This is a genomic window from Marinobacter sp. THAF197a, assembly GCF_009363275.1.
GTDB lineage: Bacteria > Pseudomonadota > Gammaproteobacteria > Pseudomonadales > Oleiphilaceae > Marinobacter.
This window is the reverse complement of record NZ_CP045324.1, coordinates 2,852,453-2,878,864: the sequence shown is the minus strand read 5'-3', so window position 1 is coordinate 2,878,864 and position 26,412 is coordinate 2,852,453. Positions and strand designations below refer to the sequence as shown.

29 protein-coding genes are annotated in these 26,412 nt (G+C 58.0%); 15 read left to right on the top strand and 14 right to left on the bottom strand.

What is annotated here, in order from left to right; all coding sequences use genetic code 11:
• Positions 1-4: 4 nt before the first annotated feature.
• Complete coding sequence (gene gatA, locus FIV08_RS13360; RefSeq protein ID WP_152438683.1) at positions 5-1,462, bottom strand: Asp-tRNA(Asn)/Glu-tRNA(Gln) amidotransferase subunit GatA; 1,458 nt, start codon at positions 1,460-1,462, stop codon at positions 5-7.
• A gap of 69 nt (positions 1,463-1,531) precedes the next feature.
• Positions 1,532-1,819, bottom strand: coding sequence for an Asp-tRNA(Asn)/Glu-tRNA(Gln) amidotransferase subunit GatC (gatC, locus tag FIV08_RS13355; RefSeq protein ID WP_058092033.1), 288 nt, complete (start codon positions 1,817-1,819; stop codon positions 1,532-1,534).
• 398 nt (positions 1,820-2,217) lie between these two features.
• On the opposite strand from gatC, the gene FIV08_RS13350 reads away from it, so the two are divergent.
• From FIV08_RS13350 to FIV08_RS13320, 7 genes are read left to right on the top strand one after another with little or no spacing between them, the layout of a single operon-like run.
• Positions 2,218-3,261, top strand: coding sequence for a rod shape-determining protein (locus FIV08_RS13350; protein WP_058092032.1), 1,044 nt, complete (start codon positions 2,218-2,220; stop codon positions 3,259-3,261).
• A 29-nt stretch (positions 3,262-3,290) separates the two neighbouring features.
• Positions 3,291-4,157 (top strand): rod shape-determining protein MreC, encoded by an 867-nt coding sequence (gene mreC / locus FIV08_RS13345; RefSeq protein WP_152438682.1) that lies wholly within the window; start codon positions 3,291-3,293, stop codon positions 4,155-4,157.
• The gene (gene mreD, locus FIV08_RS13340; protein ID WP_152438681.1) at positions 4,157-4,633 is read left to right on the top strand and encodes a rod shape-determining protein MreD; all 477 of its coding nucleotides are present in this window, start codon (positions 4,157-4,159) and stop codon (positions 4,631-4,633) included. Before mreC ends, mreD begins: the two co-directional genes overlap by 1 nt.
• Positions 4,634-4,637: 4 nt before the next feature.
• The gene (locus FIV08_RS13335; protein ID WP_152438680.1) at positions 4,638-5,240 is read left to right on the top strand and encodes a Maf family protein; all 603 of its coding nucleotides are present in this window, start codon (positions 4,638-4,640) and stop codon (positions 5,238-5,240) included.
• A complete protein-coding gene (gene rng / locus FIV08_RS13330; protein ID WP_058092029.1) occupies positions 5,237-6,718 on the top strand; it encodes a ribonuclease G in 1,482 nt (493 codons plus the stop codon). The genes FIV08_RS13335 and rng overlap by 4 nt, the downstream gene beginning before the upstream one ends.
• Positions 6,719-6,757: 39 nt before the next feature.
• Positions 6,758-10,489 (top strand): YhdP family protein, encoded by a 3,732-nt coding sequence (locus tag FIV08_RS13325; RefSeq protein WP_152438679.1) that lies wholly within the window; start codon positions 6,758-6,760, stop codon positions 10,487-10,489.
• A 12-nt stretch (positions 10,490-10,501) separates the two neighbouring features.
• Complete coding sequence (locus FIV08_RS13320; RefSeq protein WP_072676723.1) at positions 10,502-11,326, top strand: carbon-nitrogen hydrolase family protein; 825 nt, start codon at positions 10,502-10,504, stop codon at positions 11,324-11,326.
• Between the two features lie 26 nt (positions 11,327-11,352).
• Here the strand turns inward: FIV08_RS13320 and yjgA are convergent, their stop codons facing one another.
• From yjgA to FIV08_RS13260, 12 genes are all read right to left on the bottom strand, one after another.
• Complete coding sequence (gene yjgA / locus FIV08_RS13315; protein WP_072676724.1) at positions 11,353-11,889, bottom strand: ribosome biogenesis factor YjgA; 537 nt, start codon at positions 11,887-11,889, stop codon at positions 11,353-11,355.
• Positions 11,890-11,899: 10 nt separating this feature from the next.
• Entirely contained in the window at positions 11,900-13,261 is a 1,362-nt protein-coding gene (gene mgtE / locus FIV08_RS13310) for a magnesium transporter (protein WP_152438678.1), read from the bottom strand.
• Positions 13,262-13,355: 94 nt separating this feature from the next.
• Positions 13,356-13,625 carry an HPr family phosphocarrier protein gene (locus tag FIV08_RS13305; RefSeq protein WP_072676726.1) on the bottom strand — a complete coding sequence of 90 codons (270 nt, stop codon included), beginning with the start codon at positions 13,623-13,625 and terminating at the stop codon, positions 13,356-13,358.
• 6 nt (positions 13,626-13,631) lie between these two features.
• Positions 13,632-14,516: an RNase adapter RapZ gene (gene rapZ / locus FIV08_RS13300; RefSeq protein ID WP_152438677.1), complete on the bottom strand. Its 885-nt coding sequence runs from the start codon at positions 14,514-14,516 to the stop codon at positions 13,632-13,634.
• A 40-nt stretch (positions 14,517-14,556) separates the two neighbouring features.
• On the bottom strand, positions 14,557-15,024 hold the full coding sequence (ptsN, locus tag FIV08_RS13295; RefSeq protein ID WP_072676728.1) for a PTS IIA-like nitrogen regulatory protein PtsN: 468 nt from the start codon (positions 15,022-15,024) through the stop codon (positions 14,557-14,559).
• A 98-nt stretch (positions 15,025-15,122) separates the two neighbouring features.
• The gene (gene hpf, locus FIV08_RS13290) at positions 15,123-15,425 is read right to left on the bottom strand and encodes a ribosome hibernation promoting factor (protein WP_072676729.1); all 303 of its coding nucleotides are present in this window, start codon (positions 15,423-15,425) and stop codon (positions 15,123-15,125) included.
• Between the two features lie 75 nt (positions 15,426-15,500).
• The gene (locus FIV08_RS13285) at positions 15,501-17,036 is read right to left on the bottom strand and encodes an RNA polymerase factor sigma-54 (protein WP_172972280.1); all 1,536 of its coding nucleotides are present in this window, start codon (positions 17,034-17,036) and stop codon (positions 15,501-15,503) included.
• 183 nt (positions 17,037-17,219) lie between these two features.
• A complete protein-coding gene (gene lptB, locus FIV08_RS13280) occupies positions 17,220-17,945 on the bottom strand; it encodes an LPS export ABC transporter ATP-binding protein (protein WP_058092020.1) in 726 nt (241 codons plus the stop codon).
• Between the two features lie 7 nt (positions 17,946-17,952).
• On the bottom strand, positions 17,953-18,489 hold the full coding sequence (gene lptA, locus FIV08_RS13275; protein WP_072676730.1) for a lipopolysaccharide transport periplasmic protein LptA: 537 nt from the start codon (positions 18,487-18,489) through the stop codon (positions 17,953-17,955).
• On the bottom strand, positions 18,473-19,072 hold the full coding sequence (lptC, locus tag FIV08_RS13270) for an LPS export ABC transporter periplasmic protein LptC (RefSeq protein ID WP_083557518.1): 600 nt from the start codon (positions 19,070-19,072) through the stop codon (positions 18,473-18,475). Before lptC ends, lptA begins: the two co-directional genes overlap by 17 nt.
• Entirely contained in the window at positions 19,069-19,638 is a 570-nt protein-coding gene (locus FIV08_RS13265; RefSeq protein ID WP_152438675.1) for a KdsC family phosphatase, read from the bottom strand. Before FIV08_RS13265 ends, lptC begins: the two co-directional genes overlap by 4 nt.
• The gene (locus tag FIV08_RS13260; protein WP_072676732.1) at positions 19,638-20,627 is read right to left on the bottom strand and encodes a KpsF/GutQ family sugar-phosphate isomerase; all 990 of its coding nucleotides are present in this window, start codon (positions 20,625-20,627) and stop codon (positions 19,638-19,640) included. Before FIV08_RS13260 ends, FIV08_RS13265 begins: the two co-directional genes overlap by 1 nt.
• 217 nt (positions 20,628-20,844) lie before the next feature.
• On the opposite strand from FIV08_RS13260, the gene FIV08_RS13255 reads away from it, so the two are divergent.
• From FIV08_RS13255 to hisG, 8 genes are read left to right on the top strand one after another with little or no spacing between them, the layout of a single operon-like run.
• Positions 20,845-21,657 (top strand): ABC transporter ATP-binding protein, encoded by an 813-nt coding sequence (locus FIV08_RS13255; RefSeq protein ID WP_152438674.1) that lies wholly within the window; start codon positions 20,845-20,847, stop codon positions 21,655-21,657.
• Positions 21,654-22,436 (top strand): lipid asymmetry maintenance ABC transporter permease subunit MlaE, encoded by a 783-nt coding sequence (mlaE, locus tag FIV08_RS13250; protein ID WP_152438673.1) that lies wholly within the window; start codon positions 21,654-21,656, stop codon positions 22,434-22,436. The genes FIV08_RS13255 and mlaE overlap by 4 nt, the downstream gene beginning before the upstream one ends.
• Before the next feature lie 21 nt (positions 22,437-22,457).
• Positions 22,458-22,907 carry an outer membrane lipid asymmetry maintenance protein MlaD gene (gene mlaD / locus FIV08_RS13245; protein WP_152438672.1) on the top strand — a complete coding sequence of 150 codons (450 nt, stop codon included), beginning with the start codon at positions 22,458-22,460 and terminating at the stop codon, positions 22,905-22,907.
• Positions 22,908-22,938: 31 nt separating this feature from the next.
• Positions 22,939-23,592, top strand: a complete 654-nt coding sequence (locus FIV08_RS13240; protein ID WP_152438671.1) for an MlaC/ttg2D family ABC transporter substrate-binding protein — start codon at positions 22,939-22,941, stop codon at positions 23,590-23,592.
• Positions 23,589-23,906, top strand: a complete 318-nt coding sequence (locus tag FIV08_RS13235; protein WP_152438670.1) for an STAS domain-containing protein — start codon at positions 23,589-23,591, stop codon at positions 23,904-23,906. The genes FIV08_RS13240 and FIV08_RS13235 overlap by 4 nt, the downstream gene beginning before the upstream one ends.
• A gap of 60 nt (positions 23,907-23,966) precedes the next feature.
• The gene (locus FIV08_RS13230) at positions 23,967-24,215 is read left to right on the top strand and encodes a BolA family protein (RefSeq protein ID WP_061331522.1); all 249 of its coding nucleotides are present in this window, start codon (positions 23,967-23,969) and stop codon (positions 24,213-24,215) included.
• A 19-nt stretch (positions 24,216-24,234) separates the two neighbouring features.
• Complete coding sequence (gene murA / locus FIV08_RS13225; RefSeq protein WP_152438669.1) at positions 24,235-25,497, top strand: UDP-N-acetylglucosamine 1-carboxyvinyltransferase; 1,263 nt, start codon at positions 24,235-24,237, stop codon at positions 25,495-25,497.
• Between the two features lie 26 nt (positions 25,498-25,523).
• A complete protein-coding gene (gene hisG, locus FIV08_RS13220; protein ID WP_138437228.1) occupies positions 25,524-26,177 on the top strand; it encodes an ATP phosphoribosyltransferase in 654 nt (217 codons plus the stop codon).
• The last annotated feature ends 235 nt before the right edge of the window (positions 26,178-26,412 follow it).

The window sequence follows — 26,412 nt, the reverse complement described above, 5'->3', positions numbered from 1 at the left end:
GGGCTTATTGGGGTTCACGCTGGTGCCAGTCGGTCACCTGCTGGAATTGGTGGGCAGCGTTCAGCAAACGGGCCTCGGAGAAGTAATCCCCGATAATCTGCAGCCCGACCGGCAAGCCGTCGACAAACCCTGCCGGCACCGACATGGCCGGAATGCCCGCCAGGTTGATGGCGATGGTGAACACGTCTTCCAGGTACATGGACACCGGGTCGGTGTTTTTCTCGCCCTGCCTGAACGCAGGTGTCGGAGACACTGGGCTCATCAGCACGTCCACTTCCTTGAACGCATTGATGAAATCCTGCTGGATCAGACGGCGAACCTTCTGGGCCTTCAAGTAATAGGCATCAAAGTAACCAGCGGACAGGGCGTAGGTTCCCACCAGAATCCGGCGCTTAACCTCATTCCCGAATCCTTCCGCCCGGGTGCGGGTGTACATATCCATCAGGTCTTTCGGATCGTCGCAGCGGTAGCCATAACGTACACCGTCAAACCGGGACAGGTTGGCCGAAGCCTCCGCCGGGGCGATTACGTAATAGGCCGCGATGGCCAGCTTCGCGTTCGGCAGGGATACTTCCTTTACCGTGGCGCCCAGCTTTTCATACTCGCGAATCGCGTTGCGAACCTGCTCTTCCATGGCCGGAGACAGCTGGTCGCTGAAGTATTCCTTCGGCAGGCCAATCTTCAGGCCTTTCAGCGGCTCGTTCAGGGTGGCGGTGTAATCCGGTACGTCCCGGTCGATGCAGGTGGAATCCCTGGGATCATGGCCGGCCATCACATTCATCATCAACGCCGCATCTTCCGCCGTACGCGCCATCGGCCCGCCCTGGTCCAGAGACGAGGCAAAGGCAATCATCCCGTACCGGGATACCCGCCCGTAAGTCGGCTTCAGCCCGGTAATGCCGCACAGCGCTGCCGGCTGGCGAATAGAGCCGCCAGTATCCGTACCTGTCGCCGCCGGCACCAGCCGCGCAGCTACGGCTGCGGCGGAACCGCCGGAAGAACCTCCCGGCACCCGCTTGTCGCCGCTGGCCAGCCCCCAGGGGTTGGTCACTGCACCATAGAAGCTGGACTCGTTGGAAGACCCCATGGCGAACTCATCCATATTGGTCTTGCCCAGACAAACCGCGCCGGCCGCCTTGAAGTTTGCTGTCACCGTGGCGTCGTAAGGCGGCACAAAATTCTCCAGCATCCTGGAGCCGCAGGTAGTGCGAATGCCGTTGGTGCAGAAGATATCCTTGTGAGCAAAGGGCACCCCGGTCCACACCGTGGCCTTACCCGCCGCCCGCATCTCATCCGCCGCTTTCGCCTCGGCCAATGCGTGCTCTTCGGAGATGGTAATAAAGCTGTTGTACTTGCCGTCTTCCTGTTTCAGACGGTCTAGGAACTGTTGAGTCAGCTCCACACTGGAAATCTTGCCGCTCTCCAGTTCCCTGGAAAGTTCTGCTACGGATTTGTTATGCATCATCAATCCCGAAATATGTGATCGTCAGACAACCTGCCGGTTACTAAGCTATTTCAGTTGCCTCAAGGCTCACTCAATGACCTTGGGGACCAGGTACAACCCATCCTCGGTCGCCGGCGCAATCGCCTGAAACGCCTCCCGCTGATTGGTTTCGGTAACCACATCCGGCCGCAGCTTCTGTACGGCATCCAGTGGATGCGCCATCGGCTCCACGGAATCGGTATCCGCTGCACTCAACTGATCCACCAGATCCAGAATATTGCCCAGATCCTTCTCCAGAGCCGAAACCTGCTCGCCGTCCACCTTGATGCGGGCGAGCACGGCAACTTTCTCGATGTCCTCGCGGGAAATGCTCACGTTGCCTCCATTAAAGCGTGTGTGAAAACAATTTAATACTAAAGAGCCCGAACGACTCTAACTGGCTGATTTTGGCGCTTTTCAGCTGTCCGGGGATGCCTTGGGGAGGGGCTTTCCAAAAATCTGCGGAGCCATGGATGGCGGAGCCGAAGCGCCACAGGGATGTGCCAAAGGAGCGTTTTTTGGAAAGCCCCTCCCCAAGGCATCCTTGCACCCAGAGAAAACAAGCCCGACATATTAGCAGAATCACAACCAAGATTGGCCCCGAAACAGTACCGAAAATGTGAGAATGGTAAGCCGAGAGCCCTGATGTTGCCTTGCCTGAGAATGGCCTCACTGCTAAAGTTGCGTGATTCTTCTACATCCGCAACCGCAACTCTCAGGTTGAAACAACACGAATGTTAATCAAAAGACTCCGAGGCATCTTCTCAAGCGACCTGTCCATCGACCTGGGCACCGCCAACACCCTAATCTACGTGCGTGAACGCGGAATCGTACTCAACGAACCCTCCGTTGTTGCCATCCGCACCAGCGGCTCCCAGAAAATGGTGGCAGCTGTGGGTTCCGAAGCCAAGCGCATGCTCGGCCGTACCCCCGGCAACATAACCGCTATCCGCCCAATGAAAGACGGTGTGATTGCGGATTTCGTTGTCACCGAGAAAATGCTCCAGCACTTCATTCATAAAGTGCACGAAAACAGTTTCATTACTCCCAGCCCCCGCGTATTGGTGTGCGTGCCAAGCAAGTCCACACAGGTGGAGCGCAAAGCCATCCGTGAGTCTGCCCTGGGCGCGGGTGCCCGTGAAGTGTTCCTGATTGAAGAGCCCATGGCCGCTGCCATCGGTGCAGGCCTGCCGGTTGAAGAAGCCAGCGGTTCCATGATTGTTGATATCGGTGGTGGTACCACGGAAATCGCCATTATCTCTCTGAACGGCATCGTTTACGCTGAATCTGTGAGGGTTGGCGGCGACAAGTTCGACGAGGCCATCGTTACCTACGTGCGTCGCAACTATGGCAGCCTGATTGGTGATTCCACCGCCGAGCGGATCAAACATGAAATCGGCTGTGCCTATGAAGGCCTGGATATCCGCGAGATTGATGTGCGTGGTCGCAACCTGGCAGAAGGCGTGCCCCGTGCGTTCACCCTGAACAGCGAAGAGATTCTCGACGCATTGCAGGAATCACTCGCCCAGATCGTGCAAACCGTTAAAAGTGCGCTTGAGCAGTCTCCGCCTGAGCTGGCGTCTGATATCGCTGAGCGAGGAATCGTGCTCACCGGTGGTGGTGCACTTCTGCGAGGCCTCGACAAACTTATCAGTGAAGAAACCGGTCTGCCGGTGATCATCGCCGAAGACCCCCTGACCTGTGTTGCCCGTGGTGGCGGCAAGGCGCTGGAAGTCATTGATCGCGGTGGCATCGGAATGTTCTCCCAGGAGGGTTAATCCCGTGGGAGGGCTAAGCCATTAAAACCATCTTTGTCCAGGGGCCGGTACCCGGCTTCAGACTCTTTCTTGTGATTCTGGTATCGGCAGCGTTGATCGCTGCCGATGCCCGTTTTGACAAGCTCACACCTGTTCGCAGTACCCTCGCCACCGGCCTGGCTCCGGTGTACTGGCTGGGTAACGCCCCCTACCGATTTAGTGACTGGTTCTCCGGGCTCTTTGTCAGCCGTGAAGACCTCCAGGGTGAAAACGAAGAACTCAAGGCCCGAATGCTGATACTCGAGCGGCGCGCGCTGAAATATGCGGCGTTGGCGTCAGAGAATAACGAGTTGCGCCGGCTGCTTAACTCCTCTGAAGTGTTGGATGACCGGGTGATCGTGGGCGAAGTGGTGGGTGTCTCGCCCGATCCGTTTTCCCACGAGATCATCATCAACAAAGGCCATAGCGACGGTGTGACCACCGGGCAGGCTGTACTGGATGCCGAAGGTCTGGTGGGGCAGATAGTGCAGACCAGCCAGTTCACCTCCCGGGTGTTGCTGGTGTCGGACAGCAGCCATGCGGTGCCCGTCGAAGTGGTCAGAAATGGCTTGCGTTCGGTGTTATTGGGCAATGGTGAAGTCAATCAGCTGGATCTGGTGCATGTGCCGGATACTGCCGATATACGGGAAGGCGATACCCTGGTCAGCTCCGGCCTTGGTGGCCGTTTTCCCCGGGGCTATCCGGTGGCTGAGGTCAGTCAGATCACCAAGGAACCAGGGGAACCCTTCGTGACGATTCGGGCCAGGCCCATGGCCAGACTGAACCAGAGCCGGCTTGTGCTGGTGGTGTTTCAGCCTGAGTCCCGGGAGCGCCGCGAGTCTGCGGAACCGCAGACCACGGAAGAGGAGGCCAACTGATGCTGTCGGTCATTAGCTACCCACTGTTTTTCGTGACCGTTGTGCTTGCGCTGGTGTTGAGTATATCCCTGTTCCCGGTAGGCTGGTTTGAATTCCGCCCGGAATGGCTGGGTTTGGTGGTTTTTTACTGGACCTTCCGTGCACCGGCGCAGTTTGGGATCCTGATGGCCTGGTGTCTCGGGCTATTACTGGATGTGCTTGAGGCCACCCCCCTGGGCACCAACGCGCTGGGTATGGCACTCATTGCTTTCCTGGTGCTGACTATCCATCAGCGCCTGAGAATGTACCCGCTACCGCAACAATGCCTTATGGTCTTCCTGTTGTTGGGCATCAACCAGATGTTGGTGCACTTCATCAAACAACTGCTGGGCGCCGATATGGCAGGGTTCAGTTACCTGTGGCCGGCATTAACCAGTGCGGTCGCCTGGCCCTTTGTCAGTGGCCTGCTGGATCGCCTGAACCGGAAGCTGGGCTAGTACCATGAAGACACTGATTCTTGCATCTGCCTCTCCTCGCCGGGCTGAGCTGTTACAGCAAATCGGGCTGACGTTCCGGGTGCAGCCCGCGGATATTGATGAAACCGTGGCCGAGGGAGAGTCGGCGGAGCATTATGTGGAACGCCTGGCCCGTGAGAAAGCGCTAAGAGTGGCCGGCGAGAATCCCGACGCAGTGGTTCTGGGCTCGGATACCTCAGTGGTCTTGCAAGGTGAGATTCTGGGGAAACCGGTCGATGCGGCGGAGGCAAAAGCCACACTGGTCCGGTTGTCTGGCCAGCAGCACCAGGTGATGACGGCGGTGGCGCTGGCGCGGGGAGAGGTCTGCCAATCGCACCTGTCGGTCACCAACGTGACCTTTCGAAGCCTGTCCGAGGCCGAGATCCGGGCCTATGTTGATAGTGGCGAGCCCATGGATAAGGCCGGTAGCTACGGCATTCAGGGCCTGGGTGGTATCTTTGTCCAGGAATTGCAGGGCAGCTATAGCGCGGTGGTGGGTTTGCCCCTCCTGGAAACCGCCGGGTTGCTGGCAGAGGCCGGTTTTCCGGTCTGGCAGAACTGGCCGAGTTGTAAGGAGAGCCAAACATGAGCGAAGAAATTCTCATCAACGTTACGCCGGTGGAAACCCGGGTGGCGTTGGTCGAAAACGGCATGCTTCAGGAAGCTTACATCGAGCGGACCAGCCGCAAGGGTATTGTTGGCAATATCTACAAGGGCAAGGTGGTTCGTGTGTTGCCGGGCATGGAAGCGGCGTTTGTGGATATTGGCCTGGAGCGGGCCGCGTTCATACACGCCTCGGATGTTGCCTGCAGTCAGTCCGGGCCGGAGGAGCCTTCGGATGGCCCGAAAACCGTGCCGGATATCCGCACCCTGTTGCGTGAGGGGCAATCGCTGGTAGTTCAGGTCACCAAGGACCCCATTGGCACCAAGGGAGCCAGGTTGACGACCCAACTGTCTATTCCTTCCCGATACCTGGTATTTATGCCGGGGGTCAGCCATATTGGTATTTCCCAGCGGATTGAGGACGACAACGAGCGCACCCGGCTGAAGACCCTGATTGAAGAGGCGGCTGAAAAGAGCGACGACGTCCAAGGTGGCTATATCATCCGCACGGCAGCGGAAGCGGCGGCGGCTGAAGACCTGATCGCCGATATGGCCTACCTGCATCGGCTTAGCCAATCCATACAGGATCGGATTGGTAGCGCGCCCGCACCGTCCGTGGTCTACCAGGACCTGCCATTGTTCATTCGCACCATTCGGGATCTAATCCGGCCGCAAACAGAAAAAGTGCGCATCGACAGCCGGGAAAGCTACCAGCGGGTAATAGAGTTTGTGCAAGAGTTCGTCACGGAATTCGCCGACAAGGTTGAATACTATCCCGGTGAGCGGCCGATTTTTGATCTGTATTCGGTCGAGGACGAGATCCAGAAGGCACTTAGCCGCAAGGTACAGCTGAAATCCGGTGGTTACGTCATCATCGACCAGACCGAAGCGATGACCACCATTGATATCAATACCGGTGCGTTTGTCGGCCACCGGAATCTGGAAGAGACCATCTTCAAGACCAACCTGGAGGCCGCCCGTGCTATCAGCCGGCAGCTGAGGCTCAGAAACCTCGGTGGCATCATCATCATAGACTTTATCGATATGGACGACCCGGAGCACCAGCGCCAGGTACACAGGATGCTGGAGAAGATGCTCGAGCGGGATCATGCCAAAACCAAGATCACCGGTGTCTCGGAACTTGGCCTGGTGGAGATGACCCGAAAACGCACCACAGAAAGCCTTGGGCAGGTGCTGTGCGAGCCTTGCCCGATCTGCGATGGACGGGGCTTCCTGAAAACGGCAGAGACCGTTTGCTATGAGATTTTCCGCGAGATTCTCCGGGTGAACCGAGCCTATGAAGCGGAGAACTATCTGGTGATGGCATCACAGAAAGTGGTTGATCGACTGCTCGACGAGGAATCCGACAATGTCGCAGACCTCGAGACCTTTATCAGTAAGACCATACGCTTCCAGGTAGAGCCCTTCTACAGTCAGGAACAGTACGATGTGGTCCTGCTCTGACGCCCGCTGAACAGGGCTGTCGAAGGAGTATCGATTACGATGCAAGGCCGTGAACAGGAGCAAGCTCAGCAGCAACGCCGGGGCGCCGGCAAGCTGGCGCAGTTACTTGAGCACCTGGCAAACGGAGTCTGGTGGTTTATCTTCGCCGTGCTGGTGGTGTTTGCCCTGTACGTTGGATTGGGGCGGCAGCTGACCAATAATATCGACCGTTTCACCGGCGAGCTTTCTGAGCAACTCTCCGATCGCACCGGGCTGGATGTCCGGATTGGTCGTCTTTCCTCACGCTGGCACTGGCTTGACCCGGCAGTAACCGCTACTGATCTGACCGTTCACCACCCGGAAACCGGCCAAGCCATTGCCGAGCTTGAGCACTTGCGTCTGCGTCTGGATTTTCTGTCGTCGGTACTGCGATTTCGTTTGGTGTTCGAGGACTTTGAGGCCGATGGCTTAACCCTGAGCCTGGCCCGGCAGTCCGGCCTGGACCTGCTCGAGCCGCCGGATGAGCTCACCGACCTGACCCGCCCCGGTGGCCAGGACCTGCAAACCTGGCTCAGGCTGGCCGGGCGCTGGCTTTCTGATCCGCGGCTGACCATGACCCGGATCAGCCTTGGCATTGATGATGGTTCAGGCAATACCCGGCATTTCGATATTCCCCAGCTGGACCTGGTCTACCGCCGTGGTTTGTTTCAGGCCTCGGGCAGGGCCATGCAGCCAGGAACCACCACCCAGCTCGCCAGTTTTGCCCTTGTGGGGCAGCACTTTTTCCGGGGCGAGTTTACCGGCCAGTTGTATGTGGATGTCGATTCCGGGCGCTTGTTTGATGGTCTGGTGGACGATCTGAGTTGGCGCGGTCTTCGTGTAGAGGGGGCTGATCTGGGCGGTCGTGCCTGGCTGACCTTTGAAAGCGGTGAGCTGCAGCAGGTTCAGGGGATGGTGCAAACGCCCTATTTACAGCTCGGGGTCAATATGGAGTCGCTGGCTCCGCTGGAGAGTATCCAGGCCCGTTTTGGCTGGCGCCGGGATGGTCCGTTACAGCTCCAGCAACTACAGTGGCAGTGGCTGGACCACGATGTCCAACCCTTTGGATTGCGCCTTGAGCCCGATTCCGGAGGTAATATCCTGATTGCCGATGGCGTGCCACTGGCGCCGATCCGGCGGCTTGTGCAGAACCTTCCCCTGCTTCCGGCCGTGGCCAATCATGCGCTGGAGCAATACCGGCCATCCGGCTACCTTGACGACGTGATCCTGACGCTGCCGGACGATCCGGCCGGTTTCCAGCTGTCCGGTCGATTGCGGCAGGTGTCGGTTGAGGCGGCGCAAGGGGCGCCGGCCGCCCGTGGGCTTGATGGCCATATCCTGATGACGGCCCGTTCGGGCCATGTAACCCTCGATACCACCGGGCCCGCCTACCTGGGTTTCCCAAAACTCTATGATGCTGGCTGGCCGCTGGATTCGATGGCTGGCACCGTATCCTGGGAGCTGGCCGGCCCGATAACCCGTGTATTTGCCGACGATCTGCGATTTACCTACGCCGACCGTACAACACTCACCGGTGCGTTTGATTTAAGGCTGGATCGGTTTGGCGAAGACAACCTGGGCTTGCGCGTTGGCGTTGAGAACGGCGATGCGTCCATGCTCGCAGATTTTGTCCCGGCCAAAGTGGTGGACCCGGGGCTCTATCAGTGGTTAACCACCGCCATTATCGAAGCCGATATCACCGCCGGTGAGTATTACGGTCACGGCCGGATCGATTCCGAGGCACCCCGGGGATCGTTTGTCTCATCCATGTGGTACGAGTTCGACCGTGGTGTTGTCCGTTACGACGAACGTTGGCCGGAAGTGCAGAGCGCCCGTGGCCGGGTTGAGGTTCAGAATGCAGACACTCTGGTCACTCTGGAACATTCATTGACAGGCGGGCTGGAACTGCGCTCGGGCGTCGTAAGGGTTGTGCCGGGAGATGGCGAGGGGCCGACTCGCGTAAGGGTTGATGCACAAGCCGATGTGCCAGGTGAGAGCGTGCCGTTCTGGATGACCGAGACACCGCTTGGCGACATGGCCGGAATGGCCGCCACAGAGCTGGATTATCAGGGGCTCTACCGGTTAGCCCTGAATATTGATCTGCCACTGGGGGCTGGTGAGCAGACAGCGGTGAACGCGCGGGTGGCAACCTCCGGAGCCAGGATCTCCTACCCGGCAGCGGGATTGGTCTGGGCAGGAATTGAGGGCGAGGTCCGCTACGATACCCGTCGGGGATTTTCCGGAGAGCCTCTTCTGGCGGAGTTCTTCGGGCAACCGGTGACTGTTGAGTTTGAACAATCAGAACAGGGCCCGGCAGGTAAGGGCGCAGCCTTGTCTATTCGCCAGACCGGCCGGGTTCCATTGCCGTCGTTTTTGCATCAGTTCGGGTTGCCGGAGGGCTCCGCACTCGGGATGTCGGGTAGCCTGGATTATTCGGCACAGCTGAGCGTGTCGGATGAGCGCGCTTCCCGGATAACGGTATCCTCCGATTTTCAAGGCCTGGCACTGGACTGGCCGCAGCCTCTGGGTAAGGGAGAGTCGGATCAGGCCCGGTTGCAGGCATTGATAGACCCTACGGAAAATGAGGGTGTCCGTGTGACGGGGGACTGGCAGGACCGGTTGGCCTTTGATCTGCTGTGGAAATCGTCGGGCTTTGAGCTGGGACTCAGTGAACTGAACCTGGCGGGGCACAGTCTCAGGAATATCCAGATCGATGCCCTGGATCTGGGAGATCGTTGGGTGTTCAACACGGAATCTGATCGGGTTCAGGGCAGGGTGATGGTGCCCACGCAGGGAACGATTGAAGCCGATCTGCAACGACTCAGTCTGATGCGCTCAGATACCGGGGGTGAAGACCAGGAGGACCGGCAGATATTGACCCTGGAGGAACAACTGGAAGCGTTTCGAGCTCTGGACGTGGGGAGCTGGCCCGATATTGATGTGACCATCGCGGACCTCAGGCTGGGCGATGAGTCTGCCGGCCGCTGGCAGTTCGCCATGCGGCCGCAGCCGTTCCGCCTGAACATCGAGGAAATTGAAGGGCAATTGGAGACGCTGGCGCTCACTGGCAGAATGAGTTGGAGTGTGGTTGATGATCGCGAAACCAGCCGATTTGTCGGAACCCTCTCAGGCGGCCGCCTCCGGGAACTGGAGGCGCTGACCGGTGCGCCGATTCCAATGAATAATGAGCAGACCCAGGTTGACCTGGATCTGGACTGGCCCGGCCGACCGGATGAATTTGCCCTGAAGCAGCTCAGTGGCCAGGTCAGTGTCCGCCTGGATGACGGCGTCATTTTGGAGCAAAGTGGCTCAGCCCAGTTGTTCAGAATTTTCAACCTGCTCAACACCGACACGCTCTGGCGCCGGCTGCGCCTGGACTTCTCGGATCTTTATGAGCGGGGTATTGCGTTTGACGCCATTTCCGGCAAGGCTGTCATCGTAAACGGTCTGGTTACCCTCGACCCAGAACTGCAACTGGTGGGGCCTTCCGGGGCTTTCAAGATGAGTGGATCCACCAATATGGCCGATGAGAGCCTGGATATGCGGTTGGTGCTGGTGCTTCCGGTTACCCAGAACCTGCCCCTGGCTGCCATACTGATGGGAGCGAGCGCCCCCATTGGCGGCGCACTCTTTGTTCTGGACAAAATTCTGGGTGACCCATTAAGCAAGTTGACCAGCGCCACTTACAGTGTCACCGGTAGCTGGAGCGAGCCCAAAGTGGAGCTACGTCGGGTTTTCGATACGGGTGAGTAGAGGAGTCGGAGCATGACCCAAGTTGCAGCGATTCAGATGGTCAGCAGTCACAACCTGGCCGGTAACCTGGCCGAGGCCGAGGCGCTGTTGCGTGATGCTGCCGCCCAAGGCGCGAAAGTGGCAGTATTACCTGAGAATTTTGCGGTTCTGGCCACCGCTCAGATGCGGGAGTGTGGTCGGCAGGAAAGTGGCGGTGAATCGGTGATCCGGCGCTTTCTTTCAGAACAGGCCGAGAGGCTGGGGCTATGGATTGTAGGTGGTTCCATGCCCCTGGCAACACGACCCGATGGTTCTGATGTTCCCGACAGGGTGCGTGCAAGCTGCATTGTTTACAACGATCAGGGCGAGGAAGTTGCCCGTTACGACAAAATTCACCTGTTTGACGCCATGGTCGAGGATTCCCATGGCCAATACCGGGAGTCGGATACCTTCGAGCCAGGTGACAGGGTGGTTACCGTGGACACTCCCGCCGGCCGGCTGGGGATGGCAGTGTGCTACGACTTGCGGTTTCCTGAACTGTTCAGGGCGCTGCGGGAACAGGGTGCCGAGTGGGTGTGCCTGCCCAGCGCCTTTACCTGGCAAACTGGAGACGCCCATTGGCACCCACTGATTCGAGCCAGGGCCATCGAGAACCAGGTTTGGGTGGTTGCCCCCGGCCAGGGGGGGCAAAACAGTGAGCGCCGCAAGACTTATGGCCACAGTTTGATCTGTGACCCCTGGGGCAGGGTGGTAACGGAACTGGATGAGGGCCCTGGCCTGGTTGTGGCAGACCTGGACATGGAAAAACTGAACCAGGTTCGGGCCAGAATGCCGGTCTGGGAGCACCGCCGCCTTTAACGTAGAACTCCGGTCAGCCGTTTGCTTTACTGCTCTGCGTCATCAATCCACTCCCGGAGGGCCCGGAACAGTTTACGGGCCTGGCCGGTGTTTTTCTGTTTCTCCACTTCCTTGCGGGCATTGCGAACCAGGTTGCGCAGGTGCTGCACGTCTGCCGCCGGGCAATAATCGATAAACTCCCCCACCACCTTGTCGCCTTCGGAGATCATCCTGTCGCGCCAGCGCTCGGCCAGGTGATGCCGGCGGGTGTGCTCCTCACTGCCGGCATTGAATGCACCAATGGCACGAGCCAGTGCCTCCGGATCATCCTCCTGGCGGATGATCTTGCCAATGTATTGCAAATGTCTGCGGCGTGCTTCGCGCTGATTAATGCGCCGTGATTCCACGATGGCAGCCTTCAGGGTGTCGCTGATGTCCAGTGACGCCAATTGCTCGTCATTGAGATCCAGCATCTGTTTACCCAGGTCCTGGAGCGCATGCATTTCCCGCTTGATCTGGGATTTGCTCGGGCCGAAATCTTCCTCGAGCTCCTCGTGGTGCGGGTGGTTGTCGGATTGACTCATGGTTGGCTCCTCAAGCGTAAAAATAGGTGGCGAGCCCCAGGAAGGAAAGGAAGCCCACGACGTCTGTGGTGGTGAGCAGGATCACGCCCCCGGCCAGTGCCGGGTCTATATTCAGTCGTTTCAGTGTTAACGGCAGCAGGGTGCCGACGATTGAGGCGATGGTCAGGTTGATGACCAGCGCCATGGCAATCACCAGGCCAATGGTCGGGTCTCTGAACCACACCATGGCCGCCGCGGACACCACCAGGGCAAACAGAAACCCGTTCAGCGTTGTTGCCAGAAATTCCCGGTTCAGCAGCCATTTCACGTTGTCATTGCTGACCTGGCCCACTGCCATGCCACGAATCATCAGCGTCAGCGTCTGGCTGCCGGCGATGCCGCCCATGCTGGCGACGATTGGCATCAGTACGGCCAGGGCGACCACCTGTTGAATGGTTTCCTCAAACATACCGATCACAGAGGCTGAGGTAAAAGCGGTCACTACGTTGATTCCGAGCCAGACGGCTCGCCGGCGCGTGGTTTTGAGCACTGGTGCGAACGTGTCTTCGTCTTCGTCCAGACCGGCCATACTCATCAGCGAGTGATCCGCATCTTCCCGGATAACGTCGACCACGTCATCGATGGTGATCCGGCCCAGGAGCTTGTTGTCGTCACCCACCACCGGAGCAGAAATCAGGTCGTAGCGCTCGAAGAGGGTGGCGACCTTGGTGTCGGACAGTGTCACCGGAATCGGCTCGATGTCAGTGTCCATCACCTCACGAACCGTGGATGCGGGGTTGGATACCAGCATTCGGGTGATGGGCAGCATGCCAATGAATTCGTCCCGCCGGCTGACTACAATCAGGCTGTCGGTCATGGGGGGAAGGTTGCGGTGGCGGCGCAGGTACCGCAGTACCACGTCAATACTGATATCCGGGCGCACCGTAATGGTGTCCGTATTCATCAGGCCGCCGGCAGTGTCCTCGGGGTAGGAGAGTACTTCCTCTACCCGCTGCCGGTCTTGCTCGTCCATGGTGTCCAGGACCTCCTGGATCACCGTGTCTGGCAGCTGCTGGAGCAGGTCGGCCAGGTCGTCGGATTCAAAATCCTCAATGATATCTGCAAGTTCCTGGGCGTTCAGCTGGCTCAGGAAGTAGGCGCGGATGTCGTCACCGAGATATTGGAGTACTTCCCCTTCCAGTTGTTTATCGACCAGGTTCCACAGCAGGGCGCGTTGGCGGGGAGGGGAAGATTCCAGCAGGTGGGCTATATCGCTGGGGCTCAGGCCGCCATTGAGGATGCGGGCAACCTGCTTGAGCGCACCACTGTCCAGGGCCTCACTGAGGGAGCGAAGGCGCTGGCGGGCCTGACTTTTTTCCAGAATATCGGTCATGAAACCACCTGCGATCAGAAAACTGTCGCATTATAGCGGAGTTAGCGGCCTCAGGTGAGAAAGGATTGTAGGTGAATGACGAACCAGGGTGTGCTCAACCCCCCTCGCCGAAATAATCACCGATCAGTTCTACGAGTGCCTCGATGGCTTCCTGCTCATCAGGGCCATCGGCGACCAGTTCAATATCAGTGCCCTGGCTGGCAGCCAGCATCATCACCTGCATGATGTTCTTGGCATCCACGTCCCGGCCCTTGCCGCGGATTCGTACCTGGCTGTCAAAGCCGGAGGCGGTGGCCACAAGCTTGGCGGTGGCGCGGGCATGCAAGCCCAGTTTATTGATGATGGTGACGGGGCGGCAGATCATGTTGGATCAGATCTCCCCTCGGGCCTGGAGATGGGGAAGTTCAGTATGACGAACCTGCACGTTGTTGTATCGGGTGCGGAAGTGCTGGCCCAGTTGCTCGCAGACATAGACGGAACGGTGCTGGCCACCGGTACAGCCAATAGAAATGGTCATGTAGCTGCGGTTGCTGTCGGCGAACGACGGTAGCCAGGTATCCAGGAAGCGGATCAGGTCGTCCACCATTTGCCCGGTGAGAGGTTCCCGCTCGAGAAACTCGATAACCGGCTGATCGGTACCGACGTATTTGCGCAGGCTGGTATCCCAGTATGGATTGGGCAGGCAGCGCACATCGAAAACGTAATCGGAATCGACCGGTACGCCATGCTTGAAACCGAATGACTGGAACAGCAGTGCAAGCTCCTGATCCTTGCGACCGACCACTCGCTGTTTGACCATGTCGCGCAGTTCATACATCGACATGCCGGTGGTGTTGATGTAAAGGTCTGCCAGTTTTGACAGCGGTTCCAATAGTGCCTTTTCGTTGGTGATGGCTTCTCGGAGGGAGGTACGGTCATCGCTCAGCGGGTGCTTTCGGCGTGTGGCGTGGAACCGCTGCAGCAGGGACTGTTCATCGGCATCCAGAAAGATAATCTCGACAACGACTCCCGCATCGCGAAGCTGGCGATAGATCTGTTCGAAGTTGGCCAGTTCGGCAGACAGGTTGCGGGCGTCGATGCTGACGGCCATTTTCCGGAGCCGCCCCGGCGCTTCCTGTTGTGCCGCTTCCCGGGTCAGCGGGAACAGCAGTCCGATGGGAAGGTTATCAATGCAATAAAAACCCAGATCTTCGAGCACATGCAACGCGGTACTCTTACCGGACCCGGATCGGCCACTGACGATGATCAGTTTCATGATGGACGCTCCTGCCTGCTTCTGTTGGTGCTACTGCTTATCAGGATGCCGCGGTCATGCGCTGGTAAAGGGATGCTGCATCCTGGCACTGGCGAAGCTGTTCACAGAACCCGTTGTCGTTGAATTTCTCGGCCAACTGGCTTAGCAACTCCAGATGTTCACTGGTGGCTTCTTTGGGCACGATCAAGGCAAACACCAAGTCGACCGGCTGATTGTCGATAGCATCGAAGTCGATGCTCTCTTCCAGTGTCATCAGCACGCCGATCACACGGTCCAGCCCCTCCAGCCGGCAATGGGGTATGGCAATACCCTGGCCGATACCGGTGCTGCCAAGCCGCTCGCGAGAAACCAGATTGCTGAAAATCTCGGTGTCGCTGAGGATTTCATCCTGATGATGAATATGCTCTGCGATGGTTTCCAGTACCCGCTTTTTACTGGAGGCTGGCACCCTGCACAGCGTCAGTTCGGGAGCCAGAATGTTGTCGATGGTCAGGGATGTATCGCTCATGGATCGACTGTGATTCCGTAAAAAAAAGGCTGCGGCCGGTATGCCCCGCCGCAGCTCGTATCATTGAAACACCCGGTACGATGGCGCTATGAGCGCGCTCAGCCGTTGCCGTGCATCCGGTCTACGTTCTTTTCTTTGTGCTTGAGGATCTGGCGGTCCAGTTTGTCCACCAGCGAATCAATCGCGGCGTACATATCCTCACTCTCTGCCTTTGCATGGATATCGCCACCGATGACATGCAGGGTGGCTTCAGCCATCTGACGTACCTTCTCAACTTCCAGCGTCACCTGACAGTTACTGATGTGGTCAAAGTGACGCTCCAGCTTCTCGAACTTGGTGTTGACGTAATCCTTCAATGCAGGGGTCAGTTCTACGTGATGGCCTGAAATGTTGAGTTGCATAGGCGTCTCCTGTTGTCATCATGCCGGTGTTGCCACCGGGCTGCGTGTCCGGTGCTTCGTGCACCGGCAAAAACATTAAACCAGTCGTTTGCGCTCGTTTGAAGGAGGGATGTGCATGGCCTCCCGGTATTTGGCAACGGTGCGCCGGGCTACATTGATGCCCTGATCTCCAAGCATGGCTGCAATCTTGCTATCGCTCAACGGCTTTTTTGGAGTTTCTTCTGAAATCAGTTTCTTGATCATCGCACGAATAGCAGTGGAGGAACATTCTCCGCCCTCAGCGGTACTGACGTGGCTGGAGAAAAAGTACTTCAGCTCGAAAATGCCGCGGGGTGTGTGCATATACTTTTGCGTGGTGACCCGTGAAATGGTGGATTCGTGCATTTCCACGGCCTGGGCGATATCCGAGAGGATCAGCGGCTTCATCGCTTCCTCCCCCTGGTCCAGGAAACCCTGTTGGTGCTCAACAATCCGGGTGGCGACTTTCAGTAGCGTTTCATTGCGGCTTTGTAGGCTTTTAATGAACCACTTGGCCTCCTGCAGTTGATCCCGCAGGTAGGTGTTATCAGCACTGCTATCGGCGCGACGGATCAGCGATGCATAGCTGGCGTTGACCCGAATTCTCGGGGCGATCTCCGGGTTGAGCTCAACACGCCACCGGCCCTCGTGTTTTCGGACGATGACGTCTGGTATCACGTAATCCGGCTCCGCTCGGTCCACCACGTCACCCGGGCGGGGGTTGAGGCTGGTAATCAGGGCCAGAACTTCGCGCAGCTGATCTTCTTTGAGTCTGCTGCGGCGCAGCAGTTGCGCGTAATCCCGGTTGCCCAGCAGGTGCAGGAACTGGGTAACCACCAGGCGGGCCTGTCGAAGCCAGGGGGTATCTGGCGGCAACTGGTTGAGCTGAATCAGCAGGCATTCCTGCAGGTCCCGGGCGAACACGCCCGGCGGGTCGAAGTGTTGTAGCCGGTGCAGGACCGCTTCTACCTCGTCCAGTTCAAGGGGGTCTTCTTCGGTTTCGTCCTGCAGGCCGGAATGGATTTCCTCAATTGCTGAGGTCAGGTAACCGCGCTCGTCCACAGCGTCCATCAGGGCGTGGGCGATTGCCTGGTCACGCTCGCTCATGGGGGTCAGATTGAGCTGCCATTCCAGGTGGTCCTGGAGGGTCTCGGCCGGTGAATTGCGGGTTTCGAAATCCGACTCGTTCTCGTCGTCCCCTTTGCTGGCTGGCGCCGGTGCAGACTGGTAGATATCGTCCCAGGCGGTGTCTACGGGCAGGTCGTCGGGGATGTTATCCGGGATGTCGTTTTCGGAAGCCCAGTCCGGGCCATTTTCGTTTTCATCCCAGTCAGAGGCAGCCTCGGTGGCTGGTTCATCGTGGTCGGAATCCCGGTCTTTATGTTCGTCCCGGGTATCGGCATCCGTATCGGGGGTGTCAGACTGATCGTCATCCTCGGAGGTTTCCAGCATGGGGTTGGATTCCAGTGCCTGCTGGATTTCCTGCTGGAGGTCGAGGGTGGAAAGCTGAAGCAGGCGAATGGCCTGTTGCAGCTGGGGCGTCATGGTCAGACTCTGGCCCATCTTAAGCTGTAATGAGGCTTTCATAACCATGGCTCAAGATCCATAAATCAAGGGTGTCCCGGTAGTGACGTTGCCTGCTGTCAGGCAAAAAAATTGTTATACGCTGGTTACTTGCCGCTCACTGTTGTCAGTATAAGCAAGTTCTTTGCCGAGTTTACTTGCTACAGATCATCAAAACAATCAGACCTCGGTCGTCGAGGGGTTTTCTTCCGCTTACAGGTGGAACTCATCACCCAGGTAGACTTCCTTGACCTGCTGATTGGCCAGGATGGCTTCAGCATTGCCGGAGGCGATGATATGGCCGCCGGAGACAATGTAGGCGTTTTCACAAATATCGAGGGTTTCCCGCACGTTGTGATCGGTGATCAGCACACCAATGCCTTTATCTCGCAAATGCCGGATGATGTGTTTGATGTCGCTGACCGAGATGGGGTCTACCCCGGCGAAGGGCTCATCCAGCAGAATAAACGCAGGTTCCATGGCCAGCGCTCTGGCGATTTCGACGCGCCGCCGTTCACCACCGGACAGCGCCATACCCAGGCTGTCCCGGATATGGGTGATGTGAAATTCCTCGAGCAGTTCCTCAAGTTTGGCTTCCCGCTCAGGCCGTTTCATGCCTTTTCGGGTTTCCAGAATGGCCATGATGTTGTCGCGCACGGTAAGTTTGCGGAATACCGAGGCTTCCTGGGGCAGGTAGCCGATGCCTTTGCGTGCCCGGCCATGCATGGGCAGGGGTGTGATGTCCTGGCTGTCAATGGTGATTCGGCCGCGGTCGGAGGGTACAAGCCCGACAATCATGTAAAAACAGGTAGTTTTCCCGGCGCCGTTGGGGCCGAGCAGGCCTACGATTTCTCCGGACCGGATTTCCAGAGACACATCGAGAACCACTTTTTTCTGTTTGTAGCTTTTTGCCAGGTTGCTGGCCCTGAGAACTGCCATCAGTAACCTATTCGTCTGAGGGGTTGCTGGAGCCGCGAGGCTGAATCACCATTTCCACCCGGCCAGAGCTCTCTTCCGAAGGCGTGCCGCCTTCTGCAGTGACCACCCTGCGCACGGTGTCGTATTGGATGACGTCGCCCCGGAACACATTGTTGCCCTGTTCAATCACTGCCTGGCGCTCGAACGTCAGCCGGTTTTCCGCCGCTGACCAGGTGATGGTCCGCGCCCGGGCGTCTGTCATGGCTTCACCTTCCCGTGCCGGCTGGCGATATCGGGCGGGTTCGCCGCTTGCCTCAATCCGGCTTAGACCTTCGGGGCTTCGATACAGTACCACCCGTTCTGCGTTCAGCTGGGTGGCCCCCTGAACCAGTTCAACGTCGCCGGTGTAGATGGCGGTCCCTTCGGTATCGTCCAGGCGGGCGGAATCAGCGCTGACCTTGATGGGGGTGTCGGAATCCAGATCAAACGCGGTTGCCGGGCTGGCCAGCATCAGTGCGGCCAGTATGACCGGCAGTCGGTGTGTGCGCTTACCTGATGGTTTCATATTGCCCTTCCACCCGGGAGTTGAGTTCCAGTATGCGTTCGTTTATCCAGGCTTTCATGCCATTGGCCTGGGTAACGCCGAACGGTTCGGTAATGGTGACCGGTTGATCGGTGTATACCGTGCCCTGGCGGTTATCCAGGGTCAGTGAGTCGGTTTTCAGGGTGGCTTCAGAGTCGCCGGTTTGACGGAGTACGACGACGTTGCCCGTCAAGGTCACCTGATCATCGTCTTGCCGGAGGCTACCTTCATCCGCTTCGATTATCCATGGTGGGGTGGCCTGTTCGCTGAAAATCCTGGCCCTTGGGGCATTCATGGTGGCGTAGTTGGTGTCTTCAAACTGCTCAATTCGGGGGCTGGATATCGACATCTTAAGGTTGCCGTGTTCGTCCCAGGTTGTGTAGCGGCCCTCGATGATAAAACTGTCGGGTTCCGACGGGCCCCTGAGTTCTGCGGCATCGCCCCGCACACTGTCACCTTCCTCGTTCTGCCACATCAGGAAGACGGTCGCGAGAACCGTGGCTGCCAGCGCCAGGGTTCGAACCCAGGGTTTGCGAACGATGTCTGACAGGGCCCCCGGGATCATGACGGCTTGCCCAGATAGGGGGCCAGAGTAGCGCCCAGCCGGTTTTGCGCCCAGAGTATCAAGTCACATGCTTCACGCACGGCGCCGTGCCCCCCCAGGGCCTGGGTGCAATAGTCGGCTTGCTGACGCACCAGCCAGTAGCCGTTGGGCACGCTGATACCCAGGCCGGCGAATGTCAGGGCGGGCAGATCAGGCAGATCATCGCCCATATAGGCAATCTGGTCCGGAGCGATATCCATGCCTGCAACCAGTTCCTGTAACGCAACTTTCTTGTCTTCCCGGCCCTGCATCAGGTGCGGGATGCCGAGGTCGGTCATCCGTTTTTCTGTCAGTGGTGACCTGCGCCCGGTAATGACTGCCACGGTAATTCCAGCCTTCATCAACTGTTTCAGGCCCAGACCATCCAGTATATTGAACGCTTTGAGTTCGTCGCCGGCAGCGCTGAAATACAACCGACCATCGCTCATGATGCCGTCTACGTCCAGGGCGATCAGGCGAATTCTGGCGGCTTTTGCCTTGAGCGTGTCGTCCCAGCCGGTGTGCATAGGCGGTGCGAAGTCACTCATTAAATCACCCCCGCACGCAGCAGGTCATGCATGTTGATGGCGCCAACCAGGTTGCCGTCGTCGTCGGTGACGGGCAGGGCATTGATCTTCATCTCTTCCATGATGTTCAGTGCCTCGGCCGCCAGGTGGTCAGCCTGAATGGTTTTGCCGTGGCGGGTCATGACGTCCCGGATCGGAGTGGTGTGAACGTCGACGGATTTGTCCAGGGTCCGGCGCAGGTCGCCATCGGTAAATATGCCGGTCAGATGCCCCTGGGCGTCGACGATGGTGGTCATGCCCAGCCCTTTACGGCTGATCTCCAGCAGGGCGCCGCTGAGGGTGGTATTTTCAAGAACTTTGGGAATCTGGTCGCCGGTATGCATGATGTCAGAAACCCGCAGCAGCAAGCGCCGTCCCAGACTGCCGCCCGGGTGAGAGAAGGCAAAGTCTTCGGCACTGAAGCCTCGGGCTTCCAGCAGGGCTACGGCCAACGCATCGCCCATGACCAGGGTCGCTGTGGTGCTGGATGTGGGTGCCAGGCCAAGCGGGCAGGCCTCCAGGGCAACGCTGACATCCAGATTGGCGACCGCTTCCTGAGCCAGCACAGAGTTCGGGTTGCCGGTCATGCTGATCAGCGGTGCCCCCATGCGTTTGATCAGCGGCAGAATGGTCACCACCTCGCTGGTGCTGCCGCTGTTGGAGATGGCAACCACCACATCTTGCGGGGTGATCATGCCCATATCGCCGTGGCTGGCTTCACCCGGGTGAACAAAAAAGGAGGGCGTGCCGGTGCTTGCCAATGTGGCTGCAATCTTGTTGCCGATATGGCCGGATTTACCCATGCCGGTGACCACTACCCGGCCTTTGCAGGCCATGATAACGTCGCAGGCTCTGGTGAAGTCGCCGTTGATACGGCCTTCCAGGGCTTCGATAGCTTCCCGCTCGATGCGGATGGCTCGAACTGCTGAGGAGCGGTAGTCGGGGGTGTCTGGAGCGTGTGAATCTGTCATCTCGGCGGATAGTCTGCTCGGTCGGTCTGGTTTGCCCGGCCAAACGTCGGTGATCGGGCGACTGAATCGTGAGTATATCATTGTTGAGACGCGTGGCAGCCAACGTTCAGGGAAACTGATCATTGCCATCAAGACATTTTACGTAGCTTTAACCGGCTTTTCATTGAGCTGAAGCGGCGCATGTCATAATGTAGGCGCTCTTTAATCAGGATGGATTATGGCGTCATCTGCATACATAAGCCTTAACGACGTGGTGTTTTCCCGCTCCGGCCGGCGCATATTCGATGGTGTCTCGCTGGATATTCCGAAGGGGCGGATCACCGCGATCATGGGCCCCAGTGGCACCGGTAAGACCACGCTGTTGCGACTGATTGGCGGCCAGCTGCGTCCCGACTCCGGTCAGGTGGTGGTGGCAGGCCGTGAGGTGCCAAAGCTCAAGCGCAAGGAATTGTACGTGCTGCGGGAAAAGATGGGCATGCTTTTTCAGAGCGGTGCCCTGTTCACCGACCTCAGTGTGTATGAGAACGTTGCCTTTCCTTTGCGGGTTCATACCCGCCTGCCGGAAGATATGATTCGGGACATCGTGCTGATGAAGCTCGAAGCGGTGGGCCTGCGTGGTGCCCGCAACCTTATGCCCTCGGAACTGTCCGGGGGGATGACACGCCGGGTGGCGCTGGCCCGTAGTATCGCGCTGGACCCTGAGCTGATCATGTACGACGAGCCTTTCGCCGGGCAGGATCCCATTGCCATGGGGGTTCTGGTCAAGTTGATCCGCGATCTGAACAGCTCCATGGGCCTGACCAGCGTGCTGGTGTCCCATGACGTGCCGGAATCCCTGAGTATCTGCCACTACGCGTGCATCATTGCGGATGGCAAGGTCATTGGTGAGGGAACTCCGGATGAACTCAGGGCGCACCCCTCCGAGCGGGTTCAACAATTCCTCAAAGGTCAGCCCGACGGCCCGGTGCCGTTCCATTACCCGAACAGCGATGCAGCGTCTGATTTCGGTATCTGCGGGGGTGGCGCATGATGGATCGCATAGCTGCCCTGGGGCGAACGGGTCTTGATGTTATTGCGTCACTGGGGCGGGCCTGTCAGTTTCTGGCGGGCGTTGTCGGGGGCGTACCGAAGCCCTCTGTAGGTTTTCCGCTCCTGGTAAAGCAGTTATATGCAGTCGGTGTGCTGTCGCTGGCCATTGTGGTGGTGTCGGGTTTGTTCATCGGCATGGTGCTTGGTCTTCAGGGGTACACTATTCTCAGCGATTTTGGTTCGGAGGCGGCCATCGGCCAGATGATCGCATTGACCCTGGTGCGTGAACTGGCGCCAGTGGTGGCGGCACTGCTGTTTGCTGGCCGTGCTGGTTCTGCGTTAACCGCCGAAATCGGTCTGATGAAAGCGACTGAGCAACTCTCCAGCATGGAAATGATGGGGGTCGACCCGTTGCGCCGGGTGATCGCCCCAAGGTTGTGGGCGGGTTTTATTTCACTGCCCATTCTGGCCATGATATTCGCGGTGGTTGGCGTCTGGGGTGGCATGTTGGTGGGTGTTGAATGGTTAGGTGTATACGAAGGCTCATATTGGGGCAATATGCAGGCCTCAGTGGACTTTGTGGATGACGTTCTCAACGGGCTGATCAAGAGTGTGGTGTTCGGTCTTGTCTGTGCCTGGATTGCGGTGTACCAGGGTTATGACTGTGTGCCCACCTCGGCAGGGATCAGTTCGGCCACTACCAAAACTGTGGTGTATTCATCTTTGGCGGTTCTCGGCCTGGATTTCGTGCTGACCGCTGTCATGTTTGGAAATTTCTAACAGGTATTCCGGGAGCCTCTCATGGCACAACGAACAACAGAAATCATCGTCGGTCTGTTTATTATCGCCGGGCTGGCTGCCTTGCTGTTCCTGGCGTTGCAGGTCAGTGGCCTGTCCCCCAAGGCCGCTGGCGCTACCTACAGGCTTCATGCAAACTTCAACGATATTGGCGGGCTGGCGCCCCGGGGCCGGATATCCATGGCGGGTGTGACGGTAGGCACCATTGAGTCGATCACTCTGGACCGGGAAACCTTTCAGGCCAGGGTGACCATGTCTATCCACAAAGACGTGGATAACATCCCGGCGGACAGTGCAGCAGTAATACGTACATCCGGAATTCTGGGGGAGCAGTACATTGATATCTCCATTGGTGGGGATCTTGAGTCCTTGAAAGAAGGCGATACCTTCTATTCCACCCAATCTGCCATGAATCTGGAACGGATGATCAGCAATTTCGCCTCGGGCCGGTGAGGCAACGGGAATAAACGCACAGGAGACTGCAATGCTTGTTTTGAAACAACGCCTTATACTGATACTCGCCCTGTTTGCAGTAGGGTTCGGCCAGGCCTGGGCAGGGCCGGAAGAAGAGCTCAGGCAGTATGTGGATGACAATACCCAGAAGTTGGTAAAAAAGCTTCAGGCGGAGAAGGGCCTCTACGCATCCGACCCGGAAGCCTTTTACGCGAGCATGGATGAAACCCTTGACCAGTTCGTGGATTTCCGTCGCATTGCGGCTCGGGTAATGGGCCGCTACGCCCGGCAGTCGACGCCAGAGCAGCGCGATGACTTTGTCGAGAAGTTCAAGCGCAGCCTGTTTGACAGTTATGCCCAGGCGCTGGTGTCGGCCGATGATTTCACTATCCAGGTGAAAGAGGCGTCCATCATGGCCCAGAACAACGATCGCGCAACCGTGCAGATGGAAGTCGTCACCTCCTCAGGTAATCGCTATCCCGTCACTTATTCCATGTACCGCAATGCCGAAGGTCGGTGGATGATGGAAAACGTCATCGTTGAGGGTATCAATATCGGCCTGGCTTTCCGCGACCGCTTTGCCCAGGAAATGGAGGCTAATCGGGGCCAGATTCAACTGGTCATCGATGGTTGGAGCGACGCGGTGGAATCGCTGAACCTGGACGAGGAAATTGACCAGTCATGACCAGTGACGCGCCTGCGGTCATTTTGGATGGCACTACTTTGCGGGTAACCGGATCGGTTGATGCCGATTCGGTGATTCCGTTGCGCAAACAGGGTGAACAGCTAATCAAGGGTGCCCAGAGCTCGCTTACGGTCGACCTTGCCGGGCTGGGCACCGCCCACAGCGTGGTGCTCTCTATGCTCCTTTGCTGGCATCGGCTGGCACTCAGTCGGCAAGTATCCCTTACCTTTGAAGGCGCCAGCGACCGCCTATTGTCGCTGGCTGCACTCAGCAATCTTAAAGATCAGATTCCCGGATTTGCCTCACACAGCTGACCGGCGCCCGGGAATTGGTTACAATTCCGCCCCTGATTTCAATACAGCCGAGGAATCCCTATGGACGCCGCCCAGGTTACCGATCTAGTAAAACAAGCACTGCCCGATTGCGAGGTGCAGGTGCAGGTTGATGGCAACCATTACCTCGTGGTCGCGGTGGGTGAGGTATTCGAAGGCCTGCCAACCATCAAACGGCAGCAAATGATTAACAAGGTACTGTTCCAGCACATCATGGACGGCACCATTCACGCCCTTCACCCGAAGGCCTACACCCCGAGCGAGTGGGCCGAGCGGCAGGCCAACGCCTGAACCGAACAGGACAGATATTGTGGATAAACTTCTGATCAGGGGGCGCAAGCCTCTGGATGGCGAGATTCGCATCTCCGGTGCCAAGAACGCGGCGCTGCCGATTCTGGCTGCTACCCTGCTGGCGGATGAGCCGGTGACCGTTGGCAACCTGCCGCACCTGAACGACATCACAACGATGATCGAACTGCTTGGCCGGATGGGTGTCGAGCTGCTGATTGACGAAAAGATGAGTGTTGAGGTTCACGCCAACACCATCAAGCATTTTCATGCGCCCTATGAGCTGGTGAAAACCATGCGCGCCTCCATTCTGGTACTGGGCCCGCTGGTGGCGCATTTTGGTGAGGCAGAAGTTTCCCTGCCTGGCGGTTGTGCCATTGGTACCCGCCCGGTCAACCTGCACATCCACGGCCTGGAACTGATGGGCGCGGACATCAAGGTTGAGAACGGTTACATCAAGGCCAAAACCAATGGTCGCCTGAAAGGTGCCCATATCTTCATGGACACGGTAACGGTAACCGGCACCGAAAACCTGCTGATGGCCGCGACCCTGGCTGAGGGTAAAACCATCCTCGAAAACGCTGCCCGGGAACCGGAAGTGGTTGACCTGGCCGAGTGCCTGATTGCCATGGGCGCTGACATCAAGGGCCATGGCACCGCCACTATCGAGATCAATGGCGTAGAGCGCCTGCACGGTTGCCACTACAACGTGCTGCCGGATCGCATTGAAACCGGTACCTATCTGGTGGCTGCGGCCGCCACGGGTGGCCGGGTGAAGGTTAAAGATACCCGCGAAGACTTGCTTGAGGCGGTATTACTGAAGCTGGAAGAAGCAGGCGCCCACATCACCACCGGGCCGGACTGGATTGAGCTGGATATGAAGGGTAAGCGCCCGAAGGCGGTTAACCTGCGAACGGCGCCATACCCCGCATTTCCGACGGATATGCAGGCCCAGTTTGCGGCGATGAACGCCGTCGCCGAGGGCACGGGGACCATCGTAGAGACGGTCTTTGAAAACCGCTTTATGCACCTGCAGGAGCTGATTCGCATGGGCGCGGATATCAGTCTGGAAGGTAACGCCGCCATCATTAAAGGTGTGGAGCATCTGACGGGCGCGCCGGTTATGGCCACGGATCTGCGAGCCTCGGCCAGTCTGGTTATCGCAGGCCTGGTGGCTGATGGCGACACCATCGTAGACCGCATTTACCACATAGACCGTGGCTATGAATGTATTGAGGAAAAACTGCAGCTGCTGGGCGCAAGTATTCGCCGTTTGCCGGCATAATGAACCAACGGGACCCGAAAAGACCCATGACAGATTCCATCACCATCGCCTTGTCAAAGGGACGAATTCTCGAAGAGACCTTGCCGCTGCTGGCGGAGGCCGGTATTGAGCTGGTCGATGACGTGAAGAAGTCCCGCAAGCTGGTGTTCCCGACCACAGACCCGAACGTGCGGATTCTGATTATCCGTGCCACCGATGTGCCCACTTATGTGCAGTATGGCGGGGCGGATCTTGGGGTCACGGGTAAGGATGTGCTGATGGAACACGGCGGGGAAGGCCTGTATGAGCCACTGGATCTGAACATTTCTCGCTGCAAGCTGATGACTGCGGGCAAGAAGGGTGAGCAGCCGCCGGCCGGGCGAATCCGGGTGGCCACCAAGTTCGTAAATCTTGCGCGGCGGTATTATGCGGCGCAGGGGCGGCAGGCGGATATTATCAAGCTCTATGGGGCAATGGAGCTGGCGCCGATTCTGGATCTGGCGGATGAGATTGTCGATATTGTGGATACGGGCAATACGCTGAAGGCCAATGGGCTGGAGCCTCGGGAGCTGATTGATCATATCAGTTCGCGGTTGGTGGTTAATCGGGCTTCTATGAAAATGAAGCATGGGCAGATTAATCCCATCATAGAGAAGATGGCGGTTGCGGTGGATCGCCGTCGTGGTTCGGGTTCGGAGTAAGGCTTCCTTCTTTTTGGGAGTATGTCAGCCCACAGGGAAGGCCTTCCAAAACACGCTCCTTCGGCACATCCCTGTGACGCTTGGGCTCCGCCATCCATGGCTCCGCACAGTTTTGGAAGGCCTTCCCTGTGGTCTTCCGCATACTTTTGAGTTCGGAAGCCCCAAACATCGTTGAAAATACCCCGAACTGCTGGCGGGTAATCCGGCAGAAATCAGTATTCAATCCAACGCAGGA